Annotated in this window: 27 protein-coding genes and 2 pseudogenes; 15 read left to right on the top strand and 14 right to left on the bottom strand. The window is 63.2% G+C overall.

The annotated features are described in order from the left end of the window. Positions 1-57 precede the first annotated feature (57 nt). Both CK220_RS18385 and CK220_RS18380 read left to right on the top strand, forming a co-directional pair. The gene (locus CK220_RS18385; RefSeq protein WP_095812888.1) at positions 58-1,089 is read left to right on the top strand and encodes an ATP-dependent DNA ligase; all 1,032 of its coding nucleotides are present in this window, start codon (positions 58-60) and stop codon (positions 1,087-1,089) included. 131 nt (positions 1,090-1,220) lie between these two features. Beyond that, positions 1,221-1,502 (top strand): hypothetical protein, encoded by a 282-nt coding sequence (locus tag CK220_RS18380; protein ID WP_095812887.1) that lies wholly within the window; start codon positions 1,221-1,223, stop codon positions 1,500-1,502. A gap of 16 nt (positions 1,503-1,518) precedes the next feature. Here the strand turns inward: CK220_RS18380 and CK220_RS18375 are convergent, their stop codons facing one another. The 6 genes and pseudogenes from CK220_RS18375 to CK220_RS32520 all read right to left on the bottom strand — a co-directional run. Further along, the gene (locus tag CK220_RS18375; protein ID WP_095813007.1) at positions 1,519-2,343 is read right to left on the bottom strand and encodes a Ku protein; all 825 of its coding nucleotides are present in this window, start codon (positions 2,341-2,343) and stop codon (positions 1,519-1,521) included. A 5-nt stretch (positions 2,344-2,348) separates the two neighbouring features. Next, complete coding sequence (locus tag CK220_RS31975; protein WP_095812886.1) at positions 2,349-2,525, bottom strand: hypothetical protein; 177 nt, start codon at positions 2,523-2,525, stop codon at positions 2,349-2,351. An 84-nt stretch (positions 2,526-2,609) separates the two neighbouring features. Continuing rightward, positions 2,610-3,356: a metallophosphoesterase gene (locus CK220_RS18365; RefSeq protein WP_095812885.1), complete on the bottom strand. Its 747-nt coding sequence runs from the start codon at positions 3,354-3,356 to the stop codon at positions 2,610-2,612. Continuing rightward, on the bottom strand, positions 3,349-4,155 hold the full coding sequence (locus CK220_RS18360) for a nucleotidyltransferase (RefSeq protein ID WP_095812884.1): 807 nt from the start codon (positions 4,153-4,155) through the stop codon (positions 3,349-3,351). Before CK220_RS18360 ends, CK220_RS18365 begins: the two co-directional genes overlap by 8 nt. A gap of 187 nt (positions 4,156-4,342) precedes the next feature. Next, the gene (locus CK220_RS31970) at positions 4,343-4,504 is read right to left on the bottom strand and encodes a hypothetical protein (RefSeq protein WP_082953723.1); all 162 of its coding nucleotides are present in this window, start codon (positions 4,502-4,504) and stop codon (positions 4,343-4,345) included. Positions 4,505-4,625: 121 nt separating this feature from the next. After that, positions 4,626-4,837, bottom strand: a pseudogene (locus tag CK220_RS32520) (sorbosone dehydrogenase family protein); the annotation flags it as partial. Positions 4,838-5,145: 308 nt separating this feature from the next. Between CK220_RS32520 and CK220_RS18345 the strand changes: the two are divergent. Together CK220_RS18345 and CK220_RS18340 are read left to right on the top strand one after the other, a co-directional pair. Then, positions 5,146-5,703 carry a hypothetical protein gene (locus CK220_RS18345; RefSeq protein ID WP_095812883.1) on the top strand — a complete coding sequence of 186 codons (558 nt, stop codon included), beginning with the start codon at positions 5,146-5,148 and terminating at the stop codon, positions 5,701-5,703. 17 nt (positions 5,704-5,720) lie between these two features. Beyond that, on the top strand, positions 5,721-5,924 hold the full coding sequence (locus CK220_RS18340; RefSeq protein WP_245429271.1) for a hypothetical protein: 204 nt from the start codon (positions 5,721-5,723) through the stop codon (positions 5,922-5,924). Between the two features lie 55 nt (positions 5,925-5,979). On the opposite strand, the gene CK220_RS18335 is transcribed toward CK220_RS18340, so the two are convergent. After that, positions 5,980-6,243 carry a hypothetical protein gene (locus CK220_RS18335; RefSeq protein WP_095812881.1) on the bottom strand — a complete coding sequence of 88 codons (264 nt, stop codon included), beginning with the start codon at positions 6,241-6,243 and terminating at the stop codon, positions 5,980-5,982. A 181-nt stretch (positions 6,244-6,424) separates the two neighbouring features. On the opposite strand from CK220_RS18335, the gene CK220_RS18330 reads away from it, so the two are divergent. From CK220_RS18330 to CK220_RS18320, 3 genes are all read left to right on the top strand, one after another. Further along, the gene (locus CK220_RS18330) at positions 6,425-8,185 is read left to right on the top strand and encodes a thiamine pyrophosphate-dependent enzyme (protein ID WP_095812880.1); all 1,761 of its coding nucleotides are present in this window, start codon (positions 6,425-6,427) and stop codon (positions 8,183-8,185) included. A 45-nt stretch (positions 8,186-8,230) separates the two neighbouring features. Beyond that, positions 8,231-10,222 (top strand): protein-L-isoaspartate(D-aspartate) O-methyltransferase, encoded by a 1,992-nt coding sequence (locus CK220_RS18325; RefSeq protein WP_095813006.1) that lies wholly within the window; start codon positions 8,231-8,233, stop codon positions 10,220-10,222. A gap of 84 nt (positions 10,223-10,306) precedes the next feature. Beyond that, positions 10,307-10,510 (top strand): hypothetical protein, encoded by a 204-nt coding sequence (locus CK220_RS18320; protein ID WP_095813005.1) that lies wholly within the window; start codon positions 10,307-10,309, stop codon positions 10,508-10,510. 18 nt (positions 10,511-10,528) lie between these two features. Here the strand turns inward: CK220_RS18320 and CK220_RS18315 are convergent, their stop codons facing one another. Further along, positions 10,529-10,843: a hypothetical protein gene (locus CK220_RS18315; RefSeq protein ID WP_095812879.1), complete on the bottom strand. Its 315-nt coding sequence runs from the start codon at positions 10,841-10,843 to the stop codon at positions 10,529-10,531. Between the two features lie 165 nt (positions 10,844-11,008). On the opposite strand from CK220_RS18315, the gene CK220_RS18310 reads away from it, so the two are divergent. Continuing rightward, on the top strand, positions 11,009-11,212 hold the full coding sequence (locus tag CK220_RS18310) for a DUF2934 domain-containing protein (RefSeq protein ID WP_095812878.1): 204 nt from the start codon (positions 11,009-11,011) through the stop codon (positions 11,210-11,212). A gap of 423 nt (positions 11,213-11,635) precedes the next feature. On the opposite strand, the gene CK220_RS18305 is transcribed toward CK220_RS18310, so the two are convergent. The 3 genes from CK220_RS18305 to CK220_RS18300 form a co-directional block, all read right to left on the bottom strand. Then, positions 11,636-12,061: a hypothetical protein gene (locus CK220_RS18305; protein WP_095812877.1), complete on the bottom strand. Its 426-nt coding sequence runs from the start codon at positions 12,059-12,061 to the stop codon at positions 11,636-11,638. Between the two features lie 269 nt (positions 12,062-12,330). Then, a complete protein-coding gene (locus tag CK220_RS31475; protein ID WP_141245161.1) occupies positions 12,331-12,579 on the bottom strand; it encodes a hypothetical protein in 249 nt (82 codons plus the stop codon). A 36-nt stretch (positions 12,580-12,615) separates the two neighbouring features. Continuing rightward, positions 12,616-13,101, bottom strand: coding sequence for a hypothetical protein (locus tag CK220_RS18300; RefSeq protein WP_095812876.1), 486 nt, complete (start codon positions 13,099-13,101; stop codon positions 12,616-12,618). Positions 13,102-13,302: 201 nt separating this feature from the next. Here CK220_RS18300 and CK220_RS18295 point away from each other — a divergent pair, with 201 nt between their 5' ends. Beyond that, positions 13,303-13,623, top strand: coding sequence for a hypothetical protein (locus CK220_RS18295; protein ID WP_095812875.1), 321 nt, complete (start codon positions 13,303-13,305; stop codon positions 13,621-13,623). Positions 13,624-14,034: 411 nt separating this feature from the next. Here the strand turns inward: CK220_RS18295 and CK220_RS18290 are convergent, their stop codons facing one another. Both CK220_RS18290 and CK220_RS18280 read right to left on the bottom strand, forming a co-directional pair. After that, entirely contained in the window at positions 14,035-14,901 is an 867-nt protein-coding gene (locus tag CK220_RS18290; RefSeq protein ID WP_095812874.1) for a Ku protein, read from the bottom strand. Positions 14,902-15,468: 567 nt separating this feature from the next. Further along, positions 15,469-15,708 (bottom strand): hypothetical protein, encoded by a 240-nt coding sequence (locus tag CK220_RS18280; RefSeq protein ID WP_095812872.1) that lies wholly within the window; start codon positions 15,706-15,708, stop codon positions 15,469-15,471. A gap of 61 nt (positions 15,709-15,769) precedes the next feature. Between CK220_RS18280 and CK220_RS18275 the strand changes: the two are divergent. Further along, positions 15,770-15,940: pseudogene (locus tag CK220_RS18275) on the top strand (oxidoreductase); the annotation flags it as partial. A gap of 81 nt (positions 15,941-16,021) precedes the next feature. Then, positions 16,022-17,200 (top strand): zinc-dependent alcohol dehydrogenase, encoded by a 1,179-nt coding sequence (locus tag CK220_RS18270; protein WP_095813004.1) that lies wholly within the window; start codon positions 16,022-16,024, stop codon positions 17,198-17,200. Positions 17,201-17,581: 381 nt separating this feature from the next. Here the strand turns inward: CK220_RS18270 and CK220_RS18265 are convergent, their stop codons facing one another. Beyond that, positions 17,582-17,854, bottom strand: coding sequence for a hypothetical protein (locus CK220_RS18265; protein ID WP_095812871.1), 273 nt, complete (start codon positions 17,852-17,854; stop codon positions 17,582-17,584). A 196-nt stretch (positions 17,855-18,050) separates the two neighbouring features. On the opposite strand from CK220_RS18265, the gene CK220_RS18260 reads away from it, so the two are divergent. From CK220_RS18260 to CK220_RS18245, 4 genes are read left to right on the top strand one after another with little or no spacing between them, the layout of a single operon-like run. Continuing rightward, on the top strand, positions 18,051-19,157 hold the full coding sequence (locus CK220_RS18260) for an SDR family NAD(P)-dependent oxidoreductase (RefSeq protein ID WP_095812870.1): 1,107 nt from the start codon (positions 18,051-18,053) through the stop codon (positions 19,155-19,157). After that, positions 19,154-20,227 (top strand): NAD-dependent epimerase/dehydratase family protein, encoded by a 1,074-nt coding sequence (locus CK220_RS18255; RefSeq protein ID WP_095812869.1) that lies wholly within the window; start codon positions 19,154-19,156, stop codon positions 20,225-20,227. Before CK220_RS18260 ends, CK220_RS18255 begins: the two co-directional genes overlap by 4 nt. Next, the gene (locus CK220_RS18250; RefSeq protein ID WP_095812868.1) at positions 20,224-21,516 is read left to right on the top strand and encodes a TIGR04295 family B12-binding domain-containing radical SAM protein; all 1,293 of its coding nucleotides are present in this window, start codon (positions 20,224-20,226) and stop codon (positions 21,514-21,516) included. Before CK220_RS18255 ends, CK220_RS18250 begins: the two co-directional genes overlap by 4 nt. Further along, on the top strand, positions 21,501-22,601 hold the full coding sequence (locus CK220_RS18245) for a glycosyltransferase family 4 protein (RefSeq protein WP_095812867.1): 1,101 nt from the start codon (positions 21,501-21,503) through the stop codon (positions 22,599-22,601). The genes CK220_RS18250 and CK220_RS18245 overlap by 16 nt, the downstream gene beginning before the upstream one ends. Position 22,602: the final 1 nt, after the last annotated feature.

The raw sequence follows: 22,602 nt of genomic DNA, 5'->3' as shown, positions 1-22,602 counted from the left end.
CGGGCGACTCGTTCCCGCCGACCGGAAACCACAGGTGTGGTCGAACGTTCTACCGAGATGGAGACGTCCAGGATTTCGGCCCAAACGGCGATATCGAGCCCCGAGTTTCCGCTGTCTTTGGATACGCCGCCAATGGAAGCGCGGACCGCGGATGCGTTGCCCGAAGGCCCATGGCAGTACGAACCCAAATGGGACGGATTTCGCTGCCTGGCCTTCAAAGGCAACGAAGCCGTCGAGCTTCGCGCCAAATCCGGCAAGCCGCTCGGCCGCTACTTCCCCGAACTGACGACGATGCTGCGCGACCTCGCCGCAACGCAATTCGTCTTGGACGGCGAGATCGTGATCGAGATCGCCGGGCGCGCCTCCTTCGACGCGCTGCAGATGCGCCTTCATCCAGCCGAGAGCCGTATCCGCAAGCTGAGCGCGGAAACGCCGGCGCGGTTGATCCTGTTCGATGCATTGGCCGCCCCGGGAGGCGAGATGTTGCTCGATTTGCCCTTGCCCGATCGGCGCCGGGCAATTGAGGACTTCGCTGCCAAGGCGGAGAACGCCGCGCTGAAGCTCTCGCCGGCGACAACGAGCGTCGCGACCGCCAGGCGATGGTTGCGGGGCGCCGGCCAGGGTGCCACCGATGGCGTCGTCGCCAAGGCGCTGGCCGAACCTTATCGGCCGGGCGAGCGAACGATGATCAAGGTCAAGCGGCTGCGCACAGCCGACTGCGTGGTCGGTGGCTTCCGCTACCTGAACGGCGAGCGCCAGATCGGCTCGCTGCTGCTGGGCCTCTACAACGGCCGTGGCCAGCTCGACCATGTCGGCTTCACCTCGACCATCGCCAATGACGAGCGGCCGGCGCTGACCAGGAGGCTTGAAGCGTTGCGCGGCGGGCTCGGCTTCACCGGCAAGGCGCCCGGTGGCCCGAGCCGCTGGAGCACCGAGCGCAGCGGAGAATGGGAGCCGGTGCGGCCGGAACTGGTCGTGGAGGTCCGCTTCGACCATGTCACCGGCGACCGCTTCCGGCACGGAACGAAGCTGGTGCGCTGGCGGCCCGACAAGGCGCCGCGCCACTGCACGTTCGAACAGATCGCCTAGATCGCGCACCAATGACAGGCGACGCGGAAACGGCCGTCACTTGCTGCAACAGCCGGAACCACCGTTGGCCTGAGCGGTTTTCCCACTGAGCGAACCGCGAGCCGCAACGGCTTGCAGCATTGGAGAACGAGATGGACCCGCGTAACAAGCAACGCACCGCAAATCAGGACGAGACCGAGGCTCCGGCAATCGAGCAGCAGGACTGGGATGCGCTTGAGGGCGGTCGGATCCTGCCTGACAGCGTCGCCGTCAACGGCGACCCGCAGGACGATGAAGAAGCGGAAGGAACTCTCCCCGAAGAAGACGACGACAATCCCTATCAGGAAAGTGACGAGGCACTCCCGGACGATGAGGAAGAGCGTGTCCTCTCACGCGATCCCTCCAAGGAAGGAAGCCGGTTCGACGAGGTCTGAGCGGCCCTTCTTGGCGTCAAGCTGACTTGCGTTTGCTTTGCTTCGCGCCTTTCGCGGCGATGCCCTCCTTGGCAAGGCTCTTTCGCAGAACGTCGGCCAGACTGATGACGTTCTCACGCGGCTTCGGCGCCGCCTTGGGCAGCTTCTTGCCTTTGCGCTTGGCCTCGATCATGGCGATCAGCGCGTTCTCGTATGTATCCTCGAATTTCGAAGGATCGAACTTCGTCGCCTTCTTGTCGATGAGCAGGCCGGCGATCTCGAGCAGGTCCGCCTCGTAGTCCTGCTTCTTCAGCCCTTCGAACACCGTAGCCTCCGAAACCATCTCGTTGCGGTCCCGCAACTCGGTGAGAAGCATTCCCTTGCCGAAGGGCTGGATGAGAATCTCGCGGCCGCGCTGGTAGAGGACGACACAGGATCGCGCCGCCACCCGTTTGTTCTTCATGGCCTCCCGAAGGACGTTGAACGCCTCGGCAGAAGCATCCTCCGCCGGGATGAGGTAGTAGGGCTTTTCGAGATAGCGCGAGTCGATGTCGGCGATCGGCACGAACCCGCCGATTTCCAGCGTGTGCTCGGAGGTCAGTTTCAGCGCCTTGATCTCGTCGGGCTCGATCTGGATGAAATCCTCCTTGTCGGTCTCAAACCCTTTGATCTGGTCCTCGGCGTCCACCGGTTCACCGGTCTCCTCATCCACATAGGCGCTTTTCACCGGCAGGCCGTCCTTCCGGTTCAAAATCCTGAAATGGATCTTCGAGGCTTCGCTGGTGGCGCCGACGATCTTGACGCCGCACGAAACCGATCCGACCTTCATGAAGCCTTTCCAGATCGCGCGAGGCGCAGCCATCGAGCTCACTCCGTCGGGACGCGCTCGGCCTGCGCCGGCGGATCGTCGGTTTCATCAGCATTTGGGCGCGGCGCCTCGTCCGGCAGCTCGTCGTCCTCCTGCTCCCTGACCGGCTCCGGCTTCCAGCTGGGCGCCGGCATCGGCGTGTCGCGATCGGGATCCGGCTGTCTGGGATCAGGCATCGAAGTTAGTTCCGTTGGTCTCCGGCACAACTCATCGCTGCCGGCATGGTTCCGAAGCGGCACACCGGCAGGCAACGCTGCGCCTCAGATTTCGAGTAGCGCATAAGGACGGCCGGTTGGCTTCGCAATATGCATGGCGACGTTGTAGACGCTGGCCCCACCAGGGGTCCGGCCTTCATACGAGCCGCGATGGGCATGGCCATGCACCACGGCGCTTACCTTGAAGCGGTCGATGGTTTCGGCCAGCCGCGAAGAGCCGAGGAACGGAAAGATTTCCGGGGGCTCTCCCGCCACCGTCTCGGGAACCGGCGCATAGTGGAGCACCACGAGCGTGCGCTTGGCGCGCACCTGCCGCATGGCATTCTCGAGCCTCATGGCCTCGTTGACGCTCTCCGCCACCATCGCCTTGATCGCCGGCTCGCCGAAGGAGCCAAGCATCCTTCGACCGAAGCCACCGACAAAACCCTTCACGCCGACGAAGCCGACATCCTTCAGTTCTACCGCCTGGCCATCGAGGAGATGGACCCCCGCCTGGCGGAGCGTTGCAGCGATCTGCTCGACGCAACCGGATTCGTAGTCATGGTTGCCGAGAACCGCGACCACCGGAATCGAGCATGCGCGCAGATCCTCGGCCAGAAGTTCCGCCTCACGCGGTTTTCCGAGATTGGTGAGGTCGCCTGTAAGGACCAGCACGTCGGCCTCGCGCGATATCTCGCCGAACAGGTCGCGGTAGGAGGTCTGGGCATCCTCCTGGACATGCAGGTCGCCGATGGCGGCCACCTTGATGACACCGTTGCCGTTCGTTTTCGCTGATTCGGTTGGGTCAGGCATCGCGCATCTCTCCAACGCCGCCGACGCCGGCGAACCCCCATTCCTTGACGTCGATCTCATAGTCGACCTGCGACAGCAGGCGGCCGCGGCAGATCTTCATTTTGGGTGACGGCAACTGCCTTTGCCGCGCAAGCCGGCCCAGAAGCTCGTCGAGCAGCCAGTCCGGAATGCGGTCCCGCTCGCTGGGATAGATCCACCGGAAGTTGAGAACCTGCATCAGCAGCACTTCCCAATGGACATCGAGATAGGCGAGCAGCCTTTGCCAATCGATCTGATCGTGCGCCTTGAGGATGGTGTGGGCGATGTCCGCGCCGTCGTGGCGTCCTCTGTCCTGGATGAAGCATTTCGACCAGATGAGTTCCGTTGGGCCGATGATCCGAACCCGGCTGCCCAGCAGCTCGACTTGGCGGGCATGCTCCAGCCACTGATCCTTGACCTGCATCGTGCCGTTGGCCGAGGCGAAGATAACATCGAAGAAATGCTTGCCCTCGAAGACCTTTCCGAGCCAGCGGTCGTCCCGGATCTCGACCGCATAGCCGATGTCCTTGAAATGCTCGAGTATGCGCGCGCAGTCTCCGGCCTTGCAGAAGATATCCAGATCCTTGGTTTGCCGAACAACGCCGGTATAGGCACTCACCGCGTAGGTCCCGGCGACGAGGAAAGGAATGTCGGTAGCGGCGAGCTCGCGGATCGCATGGGTATAAAACGCTTCCGCCGCGGCGCTTTTCAGCGTTGGCTCGGCTTTCGCGTCGATCACGGGGAGCGATGCTGGCAGACCCGGCAACTCGTCGTTGGTCATCAACTGCTGCTCCGATTTCGGACCTTTCGATAACAGCCGCGGGGCCCGCTTGTTCCGCTGTCAGAGTTTTGCGAGATGGGCTCGGCAACGCCGTTCGGCGCGGAGATCAGGCAAGCCGCGTCGCGCGCGGAGCATTTCCGAAATCGCGTGAAAACAATGACTTGGGCGCGACAGCTTGGCTGGTGCGCTAGTCCTTTTGCTCGCGGTACAAGCGCTCGGTCGCCCGGTCGCTCTCGCGCCGTTCGACTGGGCCTCTGTGACGGCGGGTGAAAAGGACGTAGATGATCGCAATGAGAAGGATCAGCGGACCGCCGGCAACAACGAACAGCCATAAATCGGAGCCGAACATGGCGTTTCCCTTCCTGTCGAAGGTGGTGTCTCCAGCAACCATATCGCTGGTCTTGAGCTAACCGACAAGGGCTGCAAATGTTCCTGTCCCAGGGAGGGTAAGGCGCCCCGTGGTCGGCCGCCTACGCGCTCTGAGCCGCGGCCGTCACCCGCCACACCGTGTTGCCAACATCGGCGGCAATCAGCAGCGAGCCGGATCTGTCGACGGCCGCGCCGCAGGACGGCCTCTTGCCTCGCCCTTGTCGTTGAGGAATCCGGTGACGACGTCTTGCGCCATTCCGTTCGGATGGCCGCCGCTGAACGGCACGAAGACCAACTTGTAGCGTTCAATCGGGCGCCATCTGAGAATCGAACGACTCCGACTGGAACAAAGCGCTGAGTCGCTTGTTCGGCTCCGGTCCATCGAGCAAGGAGCTTGAGGCCATGAACATGCGCACACTTCTCGCGCCGCGGACAGTTCTCGCGCCATTAGCCGTTGCTGCGACCTCGCTCGTTTTTCCGAAGGTCGCAGCCGATAACGCGCAAACCTTTGTTGGCAAGGCTGCGCGGCGAGGAGAAGAAAGACGGAAAGAGCGTCTCCGTCGCGCTCGACTGTCAGGGCAACGTCTTTGCCGCCAACAGTAATCGATAGGAGTCATCAAAATGCAAACCATCACCGCGCTGTTCGACGACTATGACGATGCCGCTGATGCCGTGGGCGAGTTGGAGTCCATGGGCGTGCCGGCAACCGATCTCAGCATCATCGCCAACAATGCCGACGGCCGCCATTCTTCCGCGGCCGAGGATGCAGCCAGCGGCGCCGGGATTGGGGCGGTCGTGGGTGGCGCGGGCGGCCTGGCGACGGGTCTCGGCGCCATAGCAATACCTGGCGTGGGTCCGGTCGTGGCGGCTGGCTGGCTTGCAGCGACCGCCGCGGGCGCCGCCGCCGGCGCAGTCGTGGGTGGAGCGGCCGGCGGTATCATCGGCAGTCTGACCGGCGACGGCGTGTCGGAGGACGACGCCCATGTCTATGCCGAAGGCGTTCGCCGGGGCGGCACTCTGGTTACCGCTCGCGTCGAAGAAGACCTCGCTCCGCAGGCACAAGCGATCCTTCACGACTCCAGGTCGGTGGACATCGGCGAACGGCGGAACGACTACGAAGCTGGCGGTTGGACCGGTTTCGATCCGCGGGCGGGCGATTACCGTCAGCAGAGCAAATAGGAGTCAGCGTGAGACGAGTGCTGTTGCCGCTGATCCTGACGGTAGTCGTGCTGTTGGCATGTTACTGGGCCTTCGCCTACATCCAGAGTGGTTGGCCGACGGCACCGATGAAGCGGGCACCTGAGCAGAACCAGGGCGGAAACGCACCCCAGGACACGTCTCCGGCCGCCGGCATAAAAAAGGATCCGCAAGGCAGCAACAAAATGCCGGGCAATCAATAGACGGCAGGTGAAACCAGCAAGCGAGTTGCTTTCGCCTGATCGCCTGGTGCTTCGCTCATCCACGCTCGACGAATTTGTTGAAACGACTGGGCAAACCTTCCGCCGTTATGTCCTGGTGCACGAAGGCAAGGTCGTTGCCATCCAATATGGCGAAGAACTCCTCCCATTCGACGGGCTGCAGATCCTCTTCCTGCTCGCCGAAGTCGACGCGCAGCACCGCTCCCTTGCCCGAAGTCCGCGCGACTGCAGGTCTGCCTTCGCGGGCTTCAATCCACGCCCGGATCACCTCGTGATTTGTGGTTTTCAGTGGCTCGCTCATGATGAACCCTTCCGGCTAATCGCCAATCCTGCCGCTTTGCTCGTCAGCGAATGAGGATTCAATCCGCGTCCGGCTCGCTCGTTCCCGCGAATTCGCTCCTGGCGAGGCGGTCCTTGGTCGCGTGGCCAAGGGAACCAACTGCCGCCCTGCTGGTTCGGAAGGCATTCAGCGGAGCCTTGCCATGCCAAATGCAGCGGAAATTCTTGTCGACACTCTGGTTGCCTGGGATGTCGAGGTCGTGTTCGGGCTGCCTGGCGACGGCATCAACGGCATTATGGAGGCTCTGCGCAAAAACCGGGACAAAGTCTCCTTTGTCCAGGTGCGTCATGAAGAATCCGCCGCATTCATGGCTTGCGCTTATGCCAAGTGGACCGGAAAGCTTGGCGTGTGCCTTGCCACATCCGGACCGGGCGGCACCCACCTTCTGACCGGACTCTACGACGCCAAGCTCGATCAGGCTCCGGTGCTCGCGATTACCGGGATGCAGTTTCACGATCTCATCGAGACCTTCACCCAACAGGACGTGGACCTGACCCGTGTCTTCAACGATGTCGCGGTCTATAACGTTCAGGTCTCGGATGCGGCGCACATGGAGAACGTGGCAAGCCTTGCCTGCCGCACCGCGCTCGCCCGCAAGGGCGTCGCCCATCTTTCGATCGCCAGCGACGTCCAGGAGCAGCCTTCCGATGCGGCCGGGCGTTCCAAGCGCAACCGTTCGGCGCATACGCCGCAGCACATGTTCCTTCCTCATTGCGTTGCCGAGGACGATCAATTGGATAAGGCGGCAGCCATCCTGAACGACGCCAGGCGCGTGACGATCCTGGCGGGGCGCGGCGCGATCGGTGCCGCGGCCGAGCTCGGGCAAACCGCGGAGCTGCTGCAGGCTCCGATCGTCAAGGCGCTGCTCGGCAAGGCCGTGCTCCCGGACGGGCACCCCTACACCACCGGCGGCATCGGAATCTTGGGAACCTTGCCGTCGCAGGAAGCCATGGAAACCTGCGACGCCGTCCTCATCGTCGGCTCGACCTTTCCCTACATCGAATATTATCCGAAGCCGGGGCAGGCGCGCGGCGTCCAGATAGATTGCGACGCGCAGCGCATCGGTTTGCGCTTCCCCGTCGAGGCAGGCTTGGTCGGCGAGGCGGCGGAAACGCTCCGGGCGCTCAACCGGCGGCTCAACCGCAAGTCCGACGGTACATTCCTCGCGGCGGCGCAGGCCTCGATGCAGGAATGGCGAGAGATGATGCGCCAGTCGGAGGCCGGCGAAGGCTATCCGCTCAAGCCGCAACTGATTGCCCGCGCATTCGGCGAACGGCTGGCCGACAATACGATATTGGCCACGGATTCAGGGCAGAACACCGAACTCGCCGCGCGCCATGTCGACCTTCGCGACGGCCAGGCCTTCGGCGTGTCGGGCGCGCTGGCTTCCATGGCCTGCGGGCTGAGCTACGCAATTGCCGCCGGCATTGCGTTTCCGGGCCGGCCGATCGCGGCGATTGTCGGTGACGGCGGGTTTGCCATGCAGCTCGGCGAGTTCTCGACGGCCGTGCGCTATGGCATTCCGCTGAAGCTCCTGGTCATCAAGAACAACATGCTGAACCAAATTGCCTGGGAGCAGATGATGTTTCTCGGCAATCCGCAATTCGGTTGCGAATTGCAGCCGATCGATTTTGCCAAGGCGGCCGAGGCAATGGGCGGCAAAGGCTTCAGCATCGAGCGGGCCGACGAGGTCGAGCGCGTCCTTGACGAAGCCTTCGCCGCCGATGGGCCGGTCGTCATCCAGGCACTGGTCGATGCCTACGAGCCGATGATGCCGCCGAAGATGCCGCCCGATTATGCCAAGAATTTCCGCAAGGCGCTGCCGGAGACCCCGGGGCGCGAGCGGATCGAGGAGAACGTCGCGCGCGAGCCGGCCAAGACGATGATGGAGGCCGAGGGATGACGTTGCCGCAGCCGCTTGCGATTGCAACTTCCGTTGAGGATGCACATGCTCGACCTGTCCCGTGAACGTCGCCGAATGGTCGATGTTCATCTCCGCCGCCGCGGCATTCATGATCGTGAGATCCTAGAAGCGATGCGGGAGGTCCCACGCGAGACTTTCGTGGACCCTGGCTTCGAAGAATTTGCCTATGAGGACGGACCGCTGCCGATTGCCGAGGGCCAAACGATATCGCAGCCCTATATCGTCGCGCTCATGCTGGAAATGGCTGAGATCGGCCCCGGCGATCAGGTCCTCGAGGTCGGCACGGGATCTGGCTACGCCGCCGCCGTGATGAGCCGCATCGTCGATCATGTCTACACGATCGAACGGCACGGCGGCCTGGCGGAAACCGCGAGACGGCGCTTCGAGACGCTTGGCTATCGCAACATCGAGGTGCGCACCGGCGACGGCACCAAGGGCTGGCCCGAAGCGGCACCGTTCGATGCCATCGTCGTCGCTGCGAGCGGGCCCGGCGCGCCACTCGCCCTGCAGCAGCAATTGGATGTCGGCGGCAAACTCGTCATTCCGGTCGGAGATGACCCTGACGAGCAGCGCCTCCTCAAAGTCACCCGCACCGGCGCGTCCACCTACAGCGAGGAAGATTTCGGTGCAGTGCGATTTGTCCCTTTGATCGGCGAAGAAGGCTGGCAGGAGAACAACCGCATCCGAACCAACCGTGTCACCCCGCTGTCGCCGGCGCGCAGTCTTCCCCAGATGATTGCCGCGGCGGCCGAACCGCTTCCGGAATTCGATGCTCCCGCCTTTGTGGAGGCCTTCGATCGCTTTGCGGATCGGCGCATCGTGCTGCTCGGCGAAGCAAGCCACGGCACATCCGAATTCTATCGGGCGCGGGCTTGGATCACCAGAAGACTGATCGAGAAACATGGCTTCACCATCATCGCCGCTGAAGCCGACTGGCCCGACGCCGCGGCGATCGACCGCTATGTGCGCCGTCGCCCACCTTCGCCGCGCGCCGATATGCCTTTCCAGCGGTTTCCCACCTGGATGTGGCGCAACGCCGAATTCGCGGCATTCGTGGAATGGCTGCGTGCGCACAACGAGCAGATCGAAACACCGGCAAGCCAGGCAGGCTTCTACGGCCTCGATATCTACAATATGAGAGGCTCGATCGCGGCGGTCCTGGAATATCTCGACCGCGTCGATCCGGAGGCGGCAAGCATTGCCCGCGAACGCTACGGCTGCCTGACGCCGTGGCAGCACGAACCCTCCACCTATGGCCGGGCGGCGCTCACCCGAGGCTACCGGGAATGCGAGGAGGCGGTCCTGCGGCAATGCCGGGACATGCTGTCGCGTCAACTCGATCACGCCGGCCAGGATGGCGACGAATTGTTAGAGGCCGCGCAGAACGCCCGGCTCATCGCGTCCGCCGAGCACTACTACCGCGTGATGTACTATGGCGGCGCGCAATCCTGGAACCTGCGCGACACGCACATGTTCGAGACACTGCAACATGTTCTCGAAGCGCGTTCCCCCGATGCCAAGGCCGTGGTCTGGGCGCACAACTCCCATATCGGCGATGCCCGCTTCACGGAGATGGGAATCGTCAGGGACGAAGTGAACATCGGTCAGCTCTGCCGCCAGCGGTTCGGCGACGACGTGGCCCTCATCGGCTTCGGCACGCATGCCGGCACGGTCGCTGCCGCCAAGGATTGGGACGGCGAAATGGAAGTCATGTCCGTGCGGCCTTCCCGCGAGGACAGCTATGAGCGGCTTTGCCACGACGCCGGCGCCGCTCGTTTCCTGCTCGACCTTGGAGCCGATCCAGTCCTTCATGATCGGCTGACCGAACGTCGGCTGGAACGGTTCATCGGAGTGATCTATCGGCCGGAAACGGAACTGCACAGCCATTATGCCGACGCCTCGCTTGCGCGGCAATTCGACGCCCTCGTCTGGTTCGATGAAACCACCGCCGTGACGCCGCTCGGGCCGGAGCATGCCGCGTCCGGTGTTCCTGAGACCTACCCCTTCGGCGTGTAGGACGGATGCATTCGACATGGCGTTGATGCGGAACCTTCGGCGCATCTCCCGGTTCGTCAGGCATGTAGGCAGCGAGGAATGGCCATGATCGGAAACCGACATCCAAAATCGAAAAAGCCTAGCGACGCCGATATCGGCAGCGACCCTGGCGTCGGAACGTCCAAGGGCACCTTCAAGGAAGGCGATGAACTGGAGCGAGGCGAGAACACGGTCGAAGGTGATGTCGAGAATGACACCACCGAGACCGGAGGGATCAATCCGCGGCAAAAAACCCGGACGAACAAATGATGCGGCGAGCGAGCTTCGCTATTTTTTCACGTAAGCACCAGGCTGGCGGCCGCCTTTGGGCGCTTTTGCATCCTTGGAATGCTCGGCGACCGATGGGCCGGCTCCGGAAGTCTTTTCCGTCGCAGGACTAGGCGTCGCCCGTCCCCGAGGGTTTTGCCCTTCCGACTGACGTGTCTTGTCTTCCACCTCGCCCTGTCTGCGAGTGAGCCCAAATCGATCGTGAGGCTTTTCGTTGCTGGCCGCCGCCTGCGAAAACCGGTCTGACGGATCTGGATCGGTATTGGCCGGGTACTTCCTGGCGCCCGTCTCGCGGCGGTTCTCTTCCTTGCCCATGTCTTTCTCCGGAGTTGATCTGAAGGATAACAAGATCGTCAGAGGAGCGTTCCCCGACCCGGCTAATAAGGGATGCAGGCAATCGGCTTCTCAAGTCCGATGGAACAAACACGCCGTCGCCCAATTAGGCCAACAGACGGCGGTCCGCACGAGGAGGCAGCAGTCATGGACAGGGAAGAACGCATCAGACGCCGCGCCCACGAAATCTGGGAGCGGGCGGGTCGGCCGGAAGGGCGGCAACAGGAACATTGGGATCAGGCGGTCCAGGAGATCGAATCCGAAGGTTCGGAGGCCGAGCGCGGTCCGGTTGCGCCCGATCCGATAGTCGGCGCGGCCTCGGATCCAAACACGAATAAGCCGGGCGGCTAGCAGCCACGCAGCGGAAGGATTTCTGATGCCCCGGATCGTTGCAGCGATCGCAATCGTGGTGATTTTACTGATAACCGTGTGGGCCTGGATCGGCCGAGAGCCCGAGCGCCCGAGCGGCGGGAGCCAGCAGCCAGCGCCCCACGCGATCGACCAGAACGGCTGAGGCAGGGCCTGTTGCTCGGAGACCTGCCCTTCTCACCGCATCGCCATCTTCGCCGCATTGCGGTCTCGCCAGCCTTGTTTCGCCGGCCCATTGGAGGGACAAGCCGGCCGGAGTTTGCTCCGAGCAGCGCTCCGGCGCCGAACTATTTGCGCTCGTGGGTCCTTCATGGACCCACCCTCCGCGAATCAAGTTGTGGATCACGTCCGAGCACCGCCCGCGGCTGTCGCAACAGCCGCGATAGCGAACAGGTCGAGATGCAGTCAGTGTATGAAGCGGCTTCTTAGCCAGCCAAAAATGCGATTGCCGGTGATGATCCTCCGGACGCGTCCAGCAGCCCAACTGGCCTGCATGGTTGCGCCGGCATGGCAGCTACAGACGACTTCATGCAACTGCCAATCGGACAGTTCAAAGAAGCGTTTGGCTTCCCCATAGGTATCGGACTGCAGGCCCGAGGCTCTGAGCAGCGGGTCTTCGAACGCAACCGTCAGCGGGGATCCAGCCGCCCGCGCCTCTTCCCGCATGCCCGGATAGAGATACTCGGTGCCGGTGAGGGCGGCGAGACAGCGCAACGGATTCCGCTCGAGCAGTTCTGCCCACCTCGCAATTTTTTCAGTCCTTGTCGTGAGCGGCACCAGCGGATTGATATCAGCGACTGCGTGCAATTGGTCGAGCGTTTGGTGTTTCATGATAGGCTCCCGTCCATCCTTGTCTGACCGGCTTGTCCTGACGGGGTCGGCAGGCCTGCGTCGGGAGGCGCGGGCCGATCAGTGTTTCCCACCGATCTCCGGCAGACGCCAAACAGCGGCGCCTGCAAATCATCGAACTGACAGTCGTCGCCAAAGTTCCGGAGGAAGTTGGAATTCGTGCATTTGGATGCGGAAAATCGAGTGGTTCCGCAAGTACAGGACTGCACGGCGTTTGGAAGGCGCCGCGCGAGCAACCGCTTGGCGTTTATCTATCTCTTCAGCTGTTGGCCGTTTCGGCTTTGCCGGGCAGGAAAGCGAAGTACTGCCTTTTGCGCCGCTTCGTCGGCATTGCCGACCGGATTGGGGCCGGCTTGGACCTGGCCGTCCTTGGCTTGACCAAGCGCGACCACCCCCGGCATGGCCAAAGCGATGCGTGATCTGAGCAGGCTGGCAAGCTCAGGGTGAAGTCCGTCCGCCCTCCGAGCCGCCAGCATATCCAGTGACAGGAACGGGAGCATGGTGTGTCCTTTCTTTGGCCGCGCAGCCCGCGGTCCTCATTCCGCTTCCGCCTTTTTCCGTTTCGCGTCGTCGAAGTCGATTGACAGTACGATCTTTCCGTCGCCGTCGCGAACCCGGACGGCCCAGCCCTGCTGCCCACCTTCCGCGGCCGTGTCGTCAAGCAGATCAATCGCCGAACGCAGCGCCTCGTCATGCACGGCCTCCAGGTTCGGTAATTCCACGCCCTTGAGCTGCCGCAGGCCGTCATTGTCGCGATATTCGAATGTGAAGGGGCTGTCCGGCTTGGCAGGCTCGCTGAGGTCGCGGTCGCTCTCCTGCCCGGACCGGTCTTCCGCAGTCTCGAAAACCGCGCACTGCACCATCATCTCTTTGGCGCGATCGATAAGAGCGGTGTCGCCGCACTTCGGCCGTGGGTCGGATGCAGCCATTGTGACTGAAATCTTTTCGCCGCCCTCACCGAGAAATTCGACTGTCACCACGCCTTCCGACTTGGAAAGTATTTGGGTTTCGAGAACCTGCATCGGTGCCTCGTCATCTTAGATAACGAGGGTAAAAGCTGCCCAACCGGAAAGGTTCCGGCTGCGCTCAGAGTTCGTCGCCGGCGATAGTGGCACCCTGCCCGGAAACGAGTTCCTGCATAGAAGCGTGTCTAGTTCGCCTTCAAAAGATGCCCTTGGAACACCGAGGCCGGACAGATGTTTGGTAGCGAAAGGAGCTGTCCGATGACCTCACCGAGCAAGCGAACACCTGCCGAGGATCGAGGCGAAATGCAGATGGGCATTACCCGCGACAAGACGCCCGGCTTCGATCCCTCCGCTGCCCCGCAGGAAACGGATGCTGAGGCGGGGGGCTCGGCGAGTTCCACCCATCGCGTCGCACCAGATGAACCGAAATTCACCAATCAGGCGAGCTTCGCCAGCGCCATGCAGCGCCCCGAGAACGCGCCCGGCCTTCAGCCGAGCAGGAACGGGCCGGTGCTGGTGATTGGGGCGCTCGTGGTTCTGGCGGGCGCCGCTTTCCTGCTTGCCGCCCAGCTCGGTTGATGCGGATGCCGGCTGTTCGCCAAAGGGAAATGGCGCTCCAACCGAGAACGCCCGATGCAAGGTCTGGTAGCTAGGGAGTATCTTCCATGCCCATGTTGAAAAAGCTTCTTCGCCACCTTTGGCGACGGAAAATCCAGCCGGCGGCCGATCCGTCTCCAGTGGATGCGATCGTGCGGCTGTTGCGTGAAACCGAGGAACACAAAGGATAGGTTTTTGGATCGTGCCCGGTGCCCCCCGGCGCGCGAAATGCTCGAGCTCGTGCTCTTCTGCCACGGCGGACGTTGTTTTAGCCCGCGCTGTTCGTCACCCAAATTCCTCCTCGGCCATGCCGGCGAAGGCTCCAAGCCTCCAGTTTTATTTTGCCTCGGTCTGCAACGCCGCACGTGATGTCGCCCACCGCAGAGACAACCGCTATGCCGACTTGCGCCCCCGTGCAGAATTCTGCGTCTTTTTTCGTTTCGGCGCTCCCCTGGACTTCGGGGATTTGGGTTTCTCCCCGGTCTCGGCGCCGAGGCTCTTTTTCAGCGCATCGAACAAATTGACCACATTGGATGGCTTGGGTTCCGCCTTGGCCTTCGGCGTCTTCCTGCCGGCCTTTTTGGCGCGAACCAGTTCCAGCAGTGCCTCCTGATATCGATCCCGGAACTCGGTGGGATCGAACTTGCCCTTCTGCTTATCGATGATGTGCTCGGCCAGCCCGATCATCTCGCTGTCAGGCTTTCCCGCCTTGATCTCGGCGAAGACGCCGGCGGGCTCGCGCACGGTGTCGCCGTAACGCAACGTGGTCAGCATCATGCCCTTGCCGCGCGGCTCGACCACTACCGGGCGTTCCCTCTGATAGAGCACGATGCGGGCGAGGCCGGCCATCTTCTTTTCGGCCAGCGCGTCGCGGATCACCGCAAAAGCCTCTTCCGAGACCTTGTCGGCGGGCGTCACATAGTAGGGTGCGTCGAGATAGATCTGCTCGATCGACGATTTGTCGACGAAGCCGTCGAGATTGAGCGTGTGCGAGGACTCGATCTGCACCGCCTCGATGTCTTCCTCTTCGATGAAGATGAATTCGTCCTTGCCGACTTCGTAGCCCCTGACCTCGTCTTCTTGATCCAGCGGCTTGCCGCTCTCGGCATCGACATAGACGCGCCGGACCCTGTTGCCGGTCTTGCGATTGAGCACGTGGAACGAAACCTTCTCGGCATGGGTCACGACGTTCGTCAATTCGACGGCACAGGTGACCAGCGACAGTTTGAGATAACCGCTCCAGGCGGGACGCGGCGCCATGGCGATCTCCTTGGCGACAGGAATGCAGCCGGAACGGCGAACGCACCGCTTCGGTTCCGACGTCGCAGGGCCGGCGCATCGCGCCGGCGTCAGCTGGCCGAACCGAGAAGCGGCGCGCTGAAGTTCCGCGGGACAAGCAACGGGAGCTTCAGACAAGGGCTTGGCCCGACATGTTCGAGTTGGCAGATATTTCGTTCGCTACATCCGTCCGTCGCAGGATCATTCGGAACAATGGGCCTTCGGGCAAGTTGGATACGGCTCCAACGGCGAAATGATCTGGAACGACCGTGGCGACGCGGAAGATCGACAAGGACAGGCGTGAGCGCACGTCGATCGCGGCGCGCGAACTGCTTGAGACGGAACGACTGGCGCGCCAGGCAAAGACGGCGCGACTACGCGAACAGCGCTTGGCCGCGGCACCGGCGGCAAAGTCGCCTCCTCCCGCGTCCAGGCCTGGCCGGACGCCGAAGAAGCGAAAAATCATAGATATCAGCTAGCGCCTGGCTCCGTTCGGCGCTCGAGCCTAGGCAGCGCCCGGAAATCGATGCCGCGACCGACGGGTTTCTCTCATTCCTCGGCCGCTGGATCTCCCCGTCCAATCTCGGCATCATCAACTATGTGCTCGTGAATGATGCCGAGGATTTGCAGCCTCACCGCCTCACGCGCGTCCGGCTGGATGAACGGCATGAGGAGATCGACCGTTTCGTTGACCCGGCGGGGCAGATCAGCGCTGGGATCGGTCAGCTGACTGCCATGCTCATAAAGGTTGTCGGTAAGTTTCTTATCGAGATCGGAAAGGATGCCCATGGCTGTCGCTCCACATTGACGGCGGAACAGCCGTGTTTCGAATTGGTTCCGTCCCGCCACGCCGGCCGATGTGGCCAAGGACGGCTATGACGCCATGATGGCCGGAAAAGAGCAGGTGGTCAGCGGTTTGAAGAACAAGATGCAGGCTGCCGCGGCCCATGTCACGCCGGCCGGCACGCTGGCCGAGCAGCACCGCAAGGCCGCTGAACCAGGCTCCGCGGACAATAGGTGAATGCGAGGCGACGCCCGGGGAACATTCCAGCCGGGCGCAAGTTCGATGCATCTCTATCCTCCAACCGACAGGAACGGCACGATGAAAGCGCTGACATGGCACGGCAAGGGCGATATCCGGTGCGATGCGGTCGCCGATCCCGCGATCGAGGACGACCGCGACATCATCATCAAGGTTACCTGCTGCGCCATTTGCGGTTCGGACCTGCATCTGATGGACGGCTATATGCCGACGATGAAATCGGGCGACGTGCTGGGCCATGAGACCATGGGCGAAGTGGTGGAGGTCGGCCGCGAACACGGCAAGTTCAAGAAGGGCGATCGCGTCGTCGTTCCCTTCAATATCTCATGCGGCGAATGCTGGTTTTGCCAGAACGGCCTGTTTTCACTCTGCGACCGGTCGAACCCCAATGCCGACCAGGCCGCCAAGGTCATGGGCCAGTCGCCCGCCGGCTTGTTCGGCTATTCGCATCTGGTCGGTGGCTATTGGGGCGGGCAAGCCGAGTATTTGCGCGTGCCCTTTGCCGATGTCGGCCCCATCAAGGTGCCGGACGGCATGGACGACGAACAGGTCCTGTTCCTCTCCGACATCTTCCCGACCGGCTATATGGCGGCGGAGAACGCCGGCATCCAGGAAGGCGACACCGTCGCGATCTGGGGCTGCGGGCCGGTCGGCCAGTTCGCCATCCAGAGCGCCTGGATGCTTGGCGCCGGTCGCGTGATCGCCATCGACAAGGTCCCGGAGCGGCTTGACATGGCGCACGACTACGGCAAGGCCGAGACCCTCGATTTCAGCAACTTGAATATTTACGATGCCCTGATGGCCATGACCAACGGTCGCGGCCCGGACAGTTGCATCGACTGTGTCGGCACCGAAGCCGATGCCACCGCCACCGCGGATTCCATGCTCGATAAGGTCAAGGCGAGTGTCTATCTGGGCGCCGACCGGCCACATGTTCTGCGCGAGGCGATCTATTGCTGCCGCAAGGGAGGCACCATCTCGGTGCCCGGCGTCTATATCGGCCTTATCGACCACATCCCGTTCGGCGCGGCGATGAACAAGGGGTTGACGTTCCGCATGGGACAAACCCACACGCAGCGCTATCTCGAGCCACTCCTGCACAAGGTCCAAAGCGGCGACATCGACCCGACTTTCGTGATCACCCACCGCGCCGGGCTCGAGGCCGGACCCGATCTCTACCGGAAGTTCCGCGACAAGCAGGACGGCTGCATCAAGGTCGTGATGCGTCCTCACGGGTGACCGCGTCTTGCCTGGAACTAGCCCGGGCGCCGCGTCGTTGCGATCAGGTAAGGAGGTACGAAATGGCTCAACTGAAAAACACATCCCAGCCGGCCACCAGGTCACCGAACGCTGGAGGCCTCCCGCATCCTAACCGCGATGCGATGGATAGCGACTCCGGCGCGAAACCGGCAACTCCCAAAACCGCCGGCGCCGCCGAGGAACAGTCGAGATCACCGCTCGACAGTAAGGTTGCCAATCGCAATGCCGGGCGCAAGCGCGAGGCTGGCCCCCCCCCCCTCGCCCGACCGACAAGCCATTGGATTGAGCGCACCCGGGGCGACGCCACCGGTCGGGCCGCTTCTGCGTGCGTTCGCTGCTGGTTACCTGCCGCCGCCTGCGTCAACCATTCCCGCTCCGCTCGACGAATTTGTTGAAGCGGCTCTTTCCTCCGCTCCCGGCCTTATCCTGATGCAGGAAGGCGAGATCATTCTCGTCGAAGATCCGGAAGAACTCATCCCACTCGATCGGTTCGAGCGCTTCCTCCGGCTCGCCGAAGTCGATGCGCAGGATGCCGCCCTTGCCTTTGGTGCGAACCAGGGCGGGATGGCCGTCCCTTTCCTCAACCCATTTGCGGATTTCGTCGTGATTGGTGGTCGTCTTCGCTTCAGACATGGCTTTGCCTTTCTTGCCGCACGTCGGTGAGCGGCCCTAACGGCGCGCAAAGGGCAATGTTCCCAGGCATGCGGGCGACCCGCCGACAGGTGCGCCACAGAGGGAACTTTGATGAAGCAGGGAACAAACCTTTTGTCCCGCAGTTCGGGAGCCCAACGCTAATTCGGCCCCAACGCTAAATCGGCAAGGAGTTCTCGTGAAACGTGTCCTGGTTACGGGAGGCTGCGGTTTCATTGGCCGGCATGTCGCCCAGGAACTCATCGAGCATGGCTACGAAGTCCGTGTTCTGGACGCACTCCTGGACCAAGTGCACGGCAATGAAACCGTCAGCATTCCAGCTGGCGCCGAGCTGATCCGGGGAGATGTGCGTGATCGAGACGCGGTCAACCATGCAGTAGCGGATGTCGACACCGTCATCCATCTCGCTGCCGAGGTCGGCGTCGGCCAATCCATGTACGAGATCGCCCGCTATGTCGGCACCAACGATCTCGGCACCGCGACCCTGCTCGAGGCGTTGATCAAGAAACCAGTCGAACGGATTGTCGTCGCATCGTCGATGAGCATCTACGGCGAAGGCCTCTACAAGACAGCGGACGGGCGGCGTATCGACGATGCCCGTCGCAAGCCAAGCGACATCAGGAACGGCCAATGGGACCCGCTGTCGGCTGCCGGCGAAACGCTGTCGCCGATTCCGACTGACGAGGAGAAACGTCCTGACCTCGCCTCGATCTACGCGCTGACCAAATATGCACAGGAGCGCGCGGTGCTGATCTTCGGTCAGGCATATGATTTGGATGCGGTGGCGTTGCGCCTGTTCAACGTCTTCGGCGCCGGTCAGGCGCTCGCAAATCCCTACACCGGCGTGCTTGCCAACTTCGCCTCGCGGCTCGCCAACGGCAAGCGGCCGATGATCTTCGAGGACGGCGAGCAAAAGCGCGACTTCGTCCATGTGCGCGACGTCGCCCGGGCTTTCCGGCTGGCGCTGGAGCAACGCCAGGCTGCCGGCCACGCGATCAATATCGGCAGCGGACGATCCTACACTATCAGCGAGGTGGCTCGATTGCTTGCAGAAGCGATGGGCGTTCCGAAGCGGCCGCCCGAAATCCTCGGCAAGGCGCGCTCCGGCGATATCCGAAACTGCTTTGCCGACATTGCCAAGGCGCGCGAGCTGCTTGGCTTCGAGCCGAGCCATCGGCTTGAAAACTCCCTCGGTGAATTCGCGGCCTGGGTTCGCAACACCGTCGTCATCGACCGCGGCGCCGACATGAAGCGCGAGCTTGAAGAGCGGGGGCTGGTGTCATGAGTGAGCGGCATCGCGGCCTTGGCAAAGCGCCGGTGGCCGTCATCGGCGGCAGCGGCTTCATAGGCTCAAACCTCGCCGACAGCCTATTGTCGGATGGCGAACCGGTACTGGTCATCGACAATCTCAGCCGAGCCGGCGTCGAGCAGAATCTCGAATGGCTGGCGCAAAAGCACGGCAGCCATCTCAGAGTTGAAACCGTGGACGTGCGCGACCAAGCCAGGCTGGCCTCGGCACTGACGCCAGCAAGAGCGATCTTCCATCTGGCTGCCCAGACCGCCGTGACCACGAGCCTGATCGAACCCGCGGAGGACCTCGACATCAATCTCAAAGGCACCTTCAACGTGCTTGAGGCGGCCCGGCAGGTGAGCGCCCCGGTAATCTTCGCCAGCACCAACAAGGTCTACGGCAGCTTGCCCCAGCTCGCGATGCGGGAAACGGACGACCGTTACGAGCCTTGCGACGAAGCCGTCCGCGCCAATGGCGTGGACGAGACGATCGGGCTCCATTTCTGCACGCCCTATGGCTGTTCCAAGGGCGCTGCGGACCAGTATGTCCTTGATTATGCCAAGTCCTATGGCCTGCCAACGGCGGTGCTGCGCATGAGCTGCATTTATGGACCGCGCCAGTTCGGCACCGAGGACCAGGGCTGGGTCGCGCATTTCCTCCTCAGCGCGCTCAGCGGCCGGCCCATCACCATCTATGGTGACGGCAAGCAGGTGCGCGACATCCTGCATGTGTCCGACGCGGTTGCCGCCTATCGCGGCGTGCTGGCCAGGATCGAAGACCTCAAGGGACAGGCGTTCAATCTTGGCGGCGGGCCGCGGAATGCCGTCAGCCTGCGCTCGCTCCTGTCGGAGATCGCCGCCATGACGGGCCGCGACATCGTGCTCCGGCAGGATGTCGAACGCACCGGCGACCAGCCCTTCTTCGTCGCCGATACCCGCAAGATAGAGGCCGCGCTTGGCTGGCGGGCGCATGTCCCATGGCGCGAAGGCATCAGCGACCTTGCCGGCTGGCTGTTGCGGCACCGTCTCCAGCCCCACGCTGAAGTGGCGAGGTACGTCGCATGAAAGTCGCACTGGTCAATCCGCGTTGGACATATGAGCACAGCATCTATTTCGGCTGCCGCCAGCCGCATCTGCCCCTGGAGCTTGGCTACTGCAAAGCCCTGCTGGAGGCCGACGGCCACACCGTGCTGATGCTGGACGGGCAGTTGCAGGATCTCGACAACGCGGAACTTGCCGAGCGCGTGGCGGCGTTCGGGCCGGACATGACCGTCGTGACCACCGCACCGACCTATCTGTTCTGGCGCTGCGCACCGCCGGAGCTGCGCGTGCCGGCAGAATTCCTGAAGCATCTCGACGGGCGCGGCGGGCGCACCGCCGCCGTCGGACCGCATGGCTCGGCGACGCCCGCCCCCACCTTGCGCAAGCTTGGCGTCGACATCGTCGTGCGCGGCGAATGCGAGGAGGTGGTGGCGGAGCTTGCGGGGCGCAGCGACTGGAGCGCCGTCCCTCACACGGCACGGCTCGAGAGCGGCGTGCTGGCCTGCAACGGTGGCGTGAGCGTCAGCCGCTTCGTCGACCACCCGGCACTTCATTGGCCGTCCGACTGGATTGCCGCCCATTCGCACCACCATCATCGGTTCGACGCGGACCAGAAGGGCGCCGGTGCAGAGGTGGAGGCTTCGCGGGGCTGCCCCTATAATTGCAGCTTCTGTGCCAAGATCGATTTTCGCGACGCCTACCGCCGCAGGAACCACGACGCGGTCGTCGCCGAGATCGACGGTCTGATGGGCCAGGGCGTCGGCTACATCTACTTCATCGACGAGATTTTCCTGCCCCAGAAGGCGCTGCTCGAGGCCCTTGTCGACCGCGATATCCAATTCGGCGTTCAGACACGCATCGACCTCTGGAAACCGGAGCTGCTGGAATTGTTGGGCGAGGCCGGCTGCGTCTCGATCGAAGCTGGCCTGGAAAGCCTGACCGTCGAAGGCCGCGCGATGCTGGCCAAGCGCTGTCGGCTGGGCACGGAGGAACTGGCCGCGCTGCTGGTCGATGCCCGCCGCCATGTTCCTTTCGTCCAGGCCAACCTGATCGGCGTGGTCGAGGACGATCCGGCGCTGGTGGAGTATTGGCGCAAGCACCTCATCGACAACGGCGTCTGGGCCAACGAGCCGGTGCCGCTCTATCCCTATCCGAGCTCGCCAAGCTACCGCGAGCTGTGGGGCGAGCCCGACGATCTCGCCTGGGAGCGCGCGCATGACCACTATCTGGCTTCGTTTCGGACGTTCAGCGACATCCAGGACCAGCGCCCGCGCGCGCTGGCCGAGTTGGAGTCCTCATGCTGCAATCATTGATCCATCGCCCGCGGCGCATCCTGATGACCACCGACTCCGTCGGCGGCGTCTGGCGCTATTCGCTCGACCTGGCGCGCGAGCTCACCGCCCGAGGGGACAGCGTCGTCCTGGCCGGGCTAGGGCCTCGGCCTTCTCGGGAGCAAGCAGAAGAGGCGCAATCCTTCGCGACGCTCGCATGGCTCGAGACCCCTCCGGACTGGATGACGCGCAACGAGAGCGATCTCGACGGCCTGCCCGGCGAGCTTCGGGAGCTTGCAACGGCCTACGCCGCGGATCTGGTTCATCTTAACGCTCCGGCCCAGGCGGCCGAGGTCGATCTGCCCTGCCCCATCCTCGCGGTCTCGCATTCCTGCGTCGTGACGTGGCTGCATGCCGTGCGCGGTCAGGTCCCGACCGGCGGCTGGGCTTGGCAGAAAGACCGCAACAGGGCCGGTTTCGATCGCGCCGATATTGTGGTGGCACCCAGCCGAAGCCACGCCGACATGCTTGAGGCCTGCTATGGGCCGGTCGCGCGGCTGAGTGTCGTCCACAACAGTGCTCTTCCCGGCCCGGTCGCCTCGCGGCGCGAGCTTTTCGTCTTGGCCGCCGCCCGCTGGTGGGATGAAGGAAAGAATGCGGCGGTGCTGGATGCCGCGGCTGCGATCACCGAATGGCCGGTCCATGCCGCCGGTCCGCTCGACGGGCCGGACGGGCAGACGACGCGTCTCGATCATTGCGTCGCGCTCGGCTCGATCGGCCATGCCCACGTGCGTCAGCGGATGGTGCAGGCCGGCATTTTCGTTTCACCATCGATCTACGAGCCCTTCGGACTTGCCGCTCTGGAAGCCGCGCTCTCTGGCGCGCCGTTGGTCCTCGCCGACATTGCGACCTATCGCGAGCTCTGGGACGGCGCGGCTATGTTCTTCGATACTCGCGATCCGCATGCGCTTGCCGGATGCATCGCCCACCTCTCCCGCGACGAAAACTTGCGGCGCCAGCTCGGCCGGCGCGCCGCTCGGCGTGCACACAGATTTTCGCTGCGGGCGCAGGCGGAGGCGATGCGCAAAATCTACGATCAGGCGGCGATGGCCGTCGCGGGGCGCTGAT

This window comes from Mesorhizobium sp. WSM3860, assembly GCF_002294995.1.
GTDB lineage: Bacteria > Pseudomonadota > Alphaproteobacteria > Rhizobiales > Rhizobiaceae > Mesorhizobium.
Note: the sequence above shows the minus strand (reverse complement) of the source record. Positions and strands in the feature narration are given on the sequence as shown.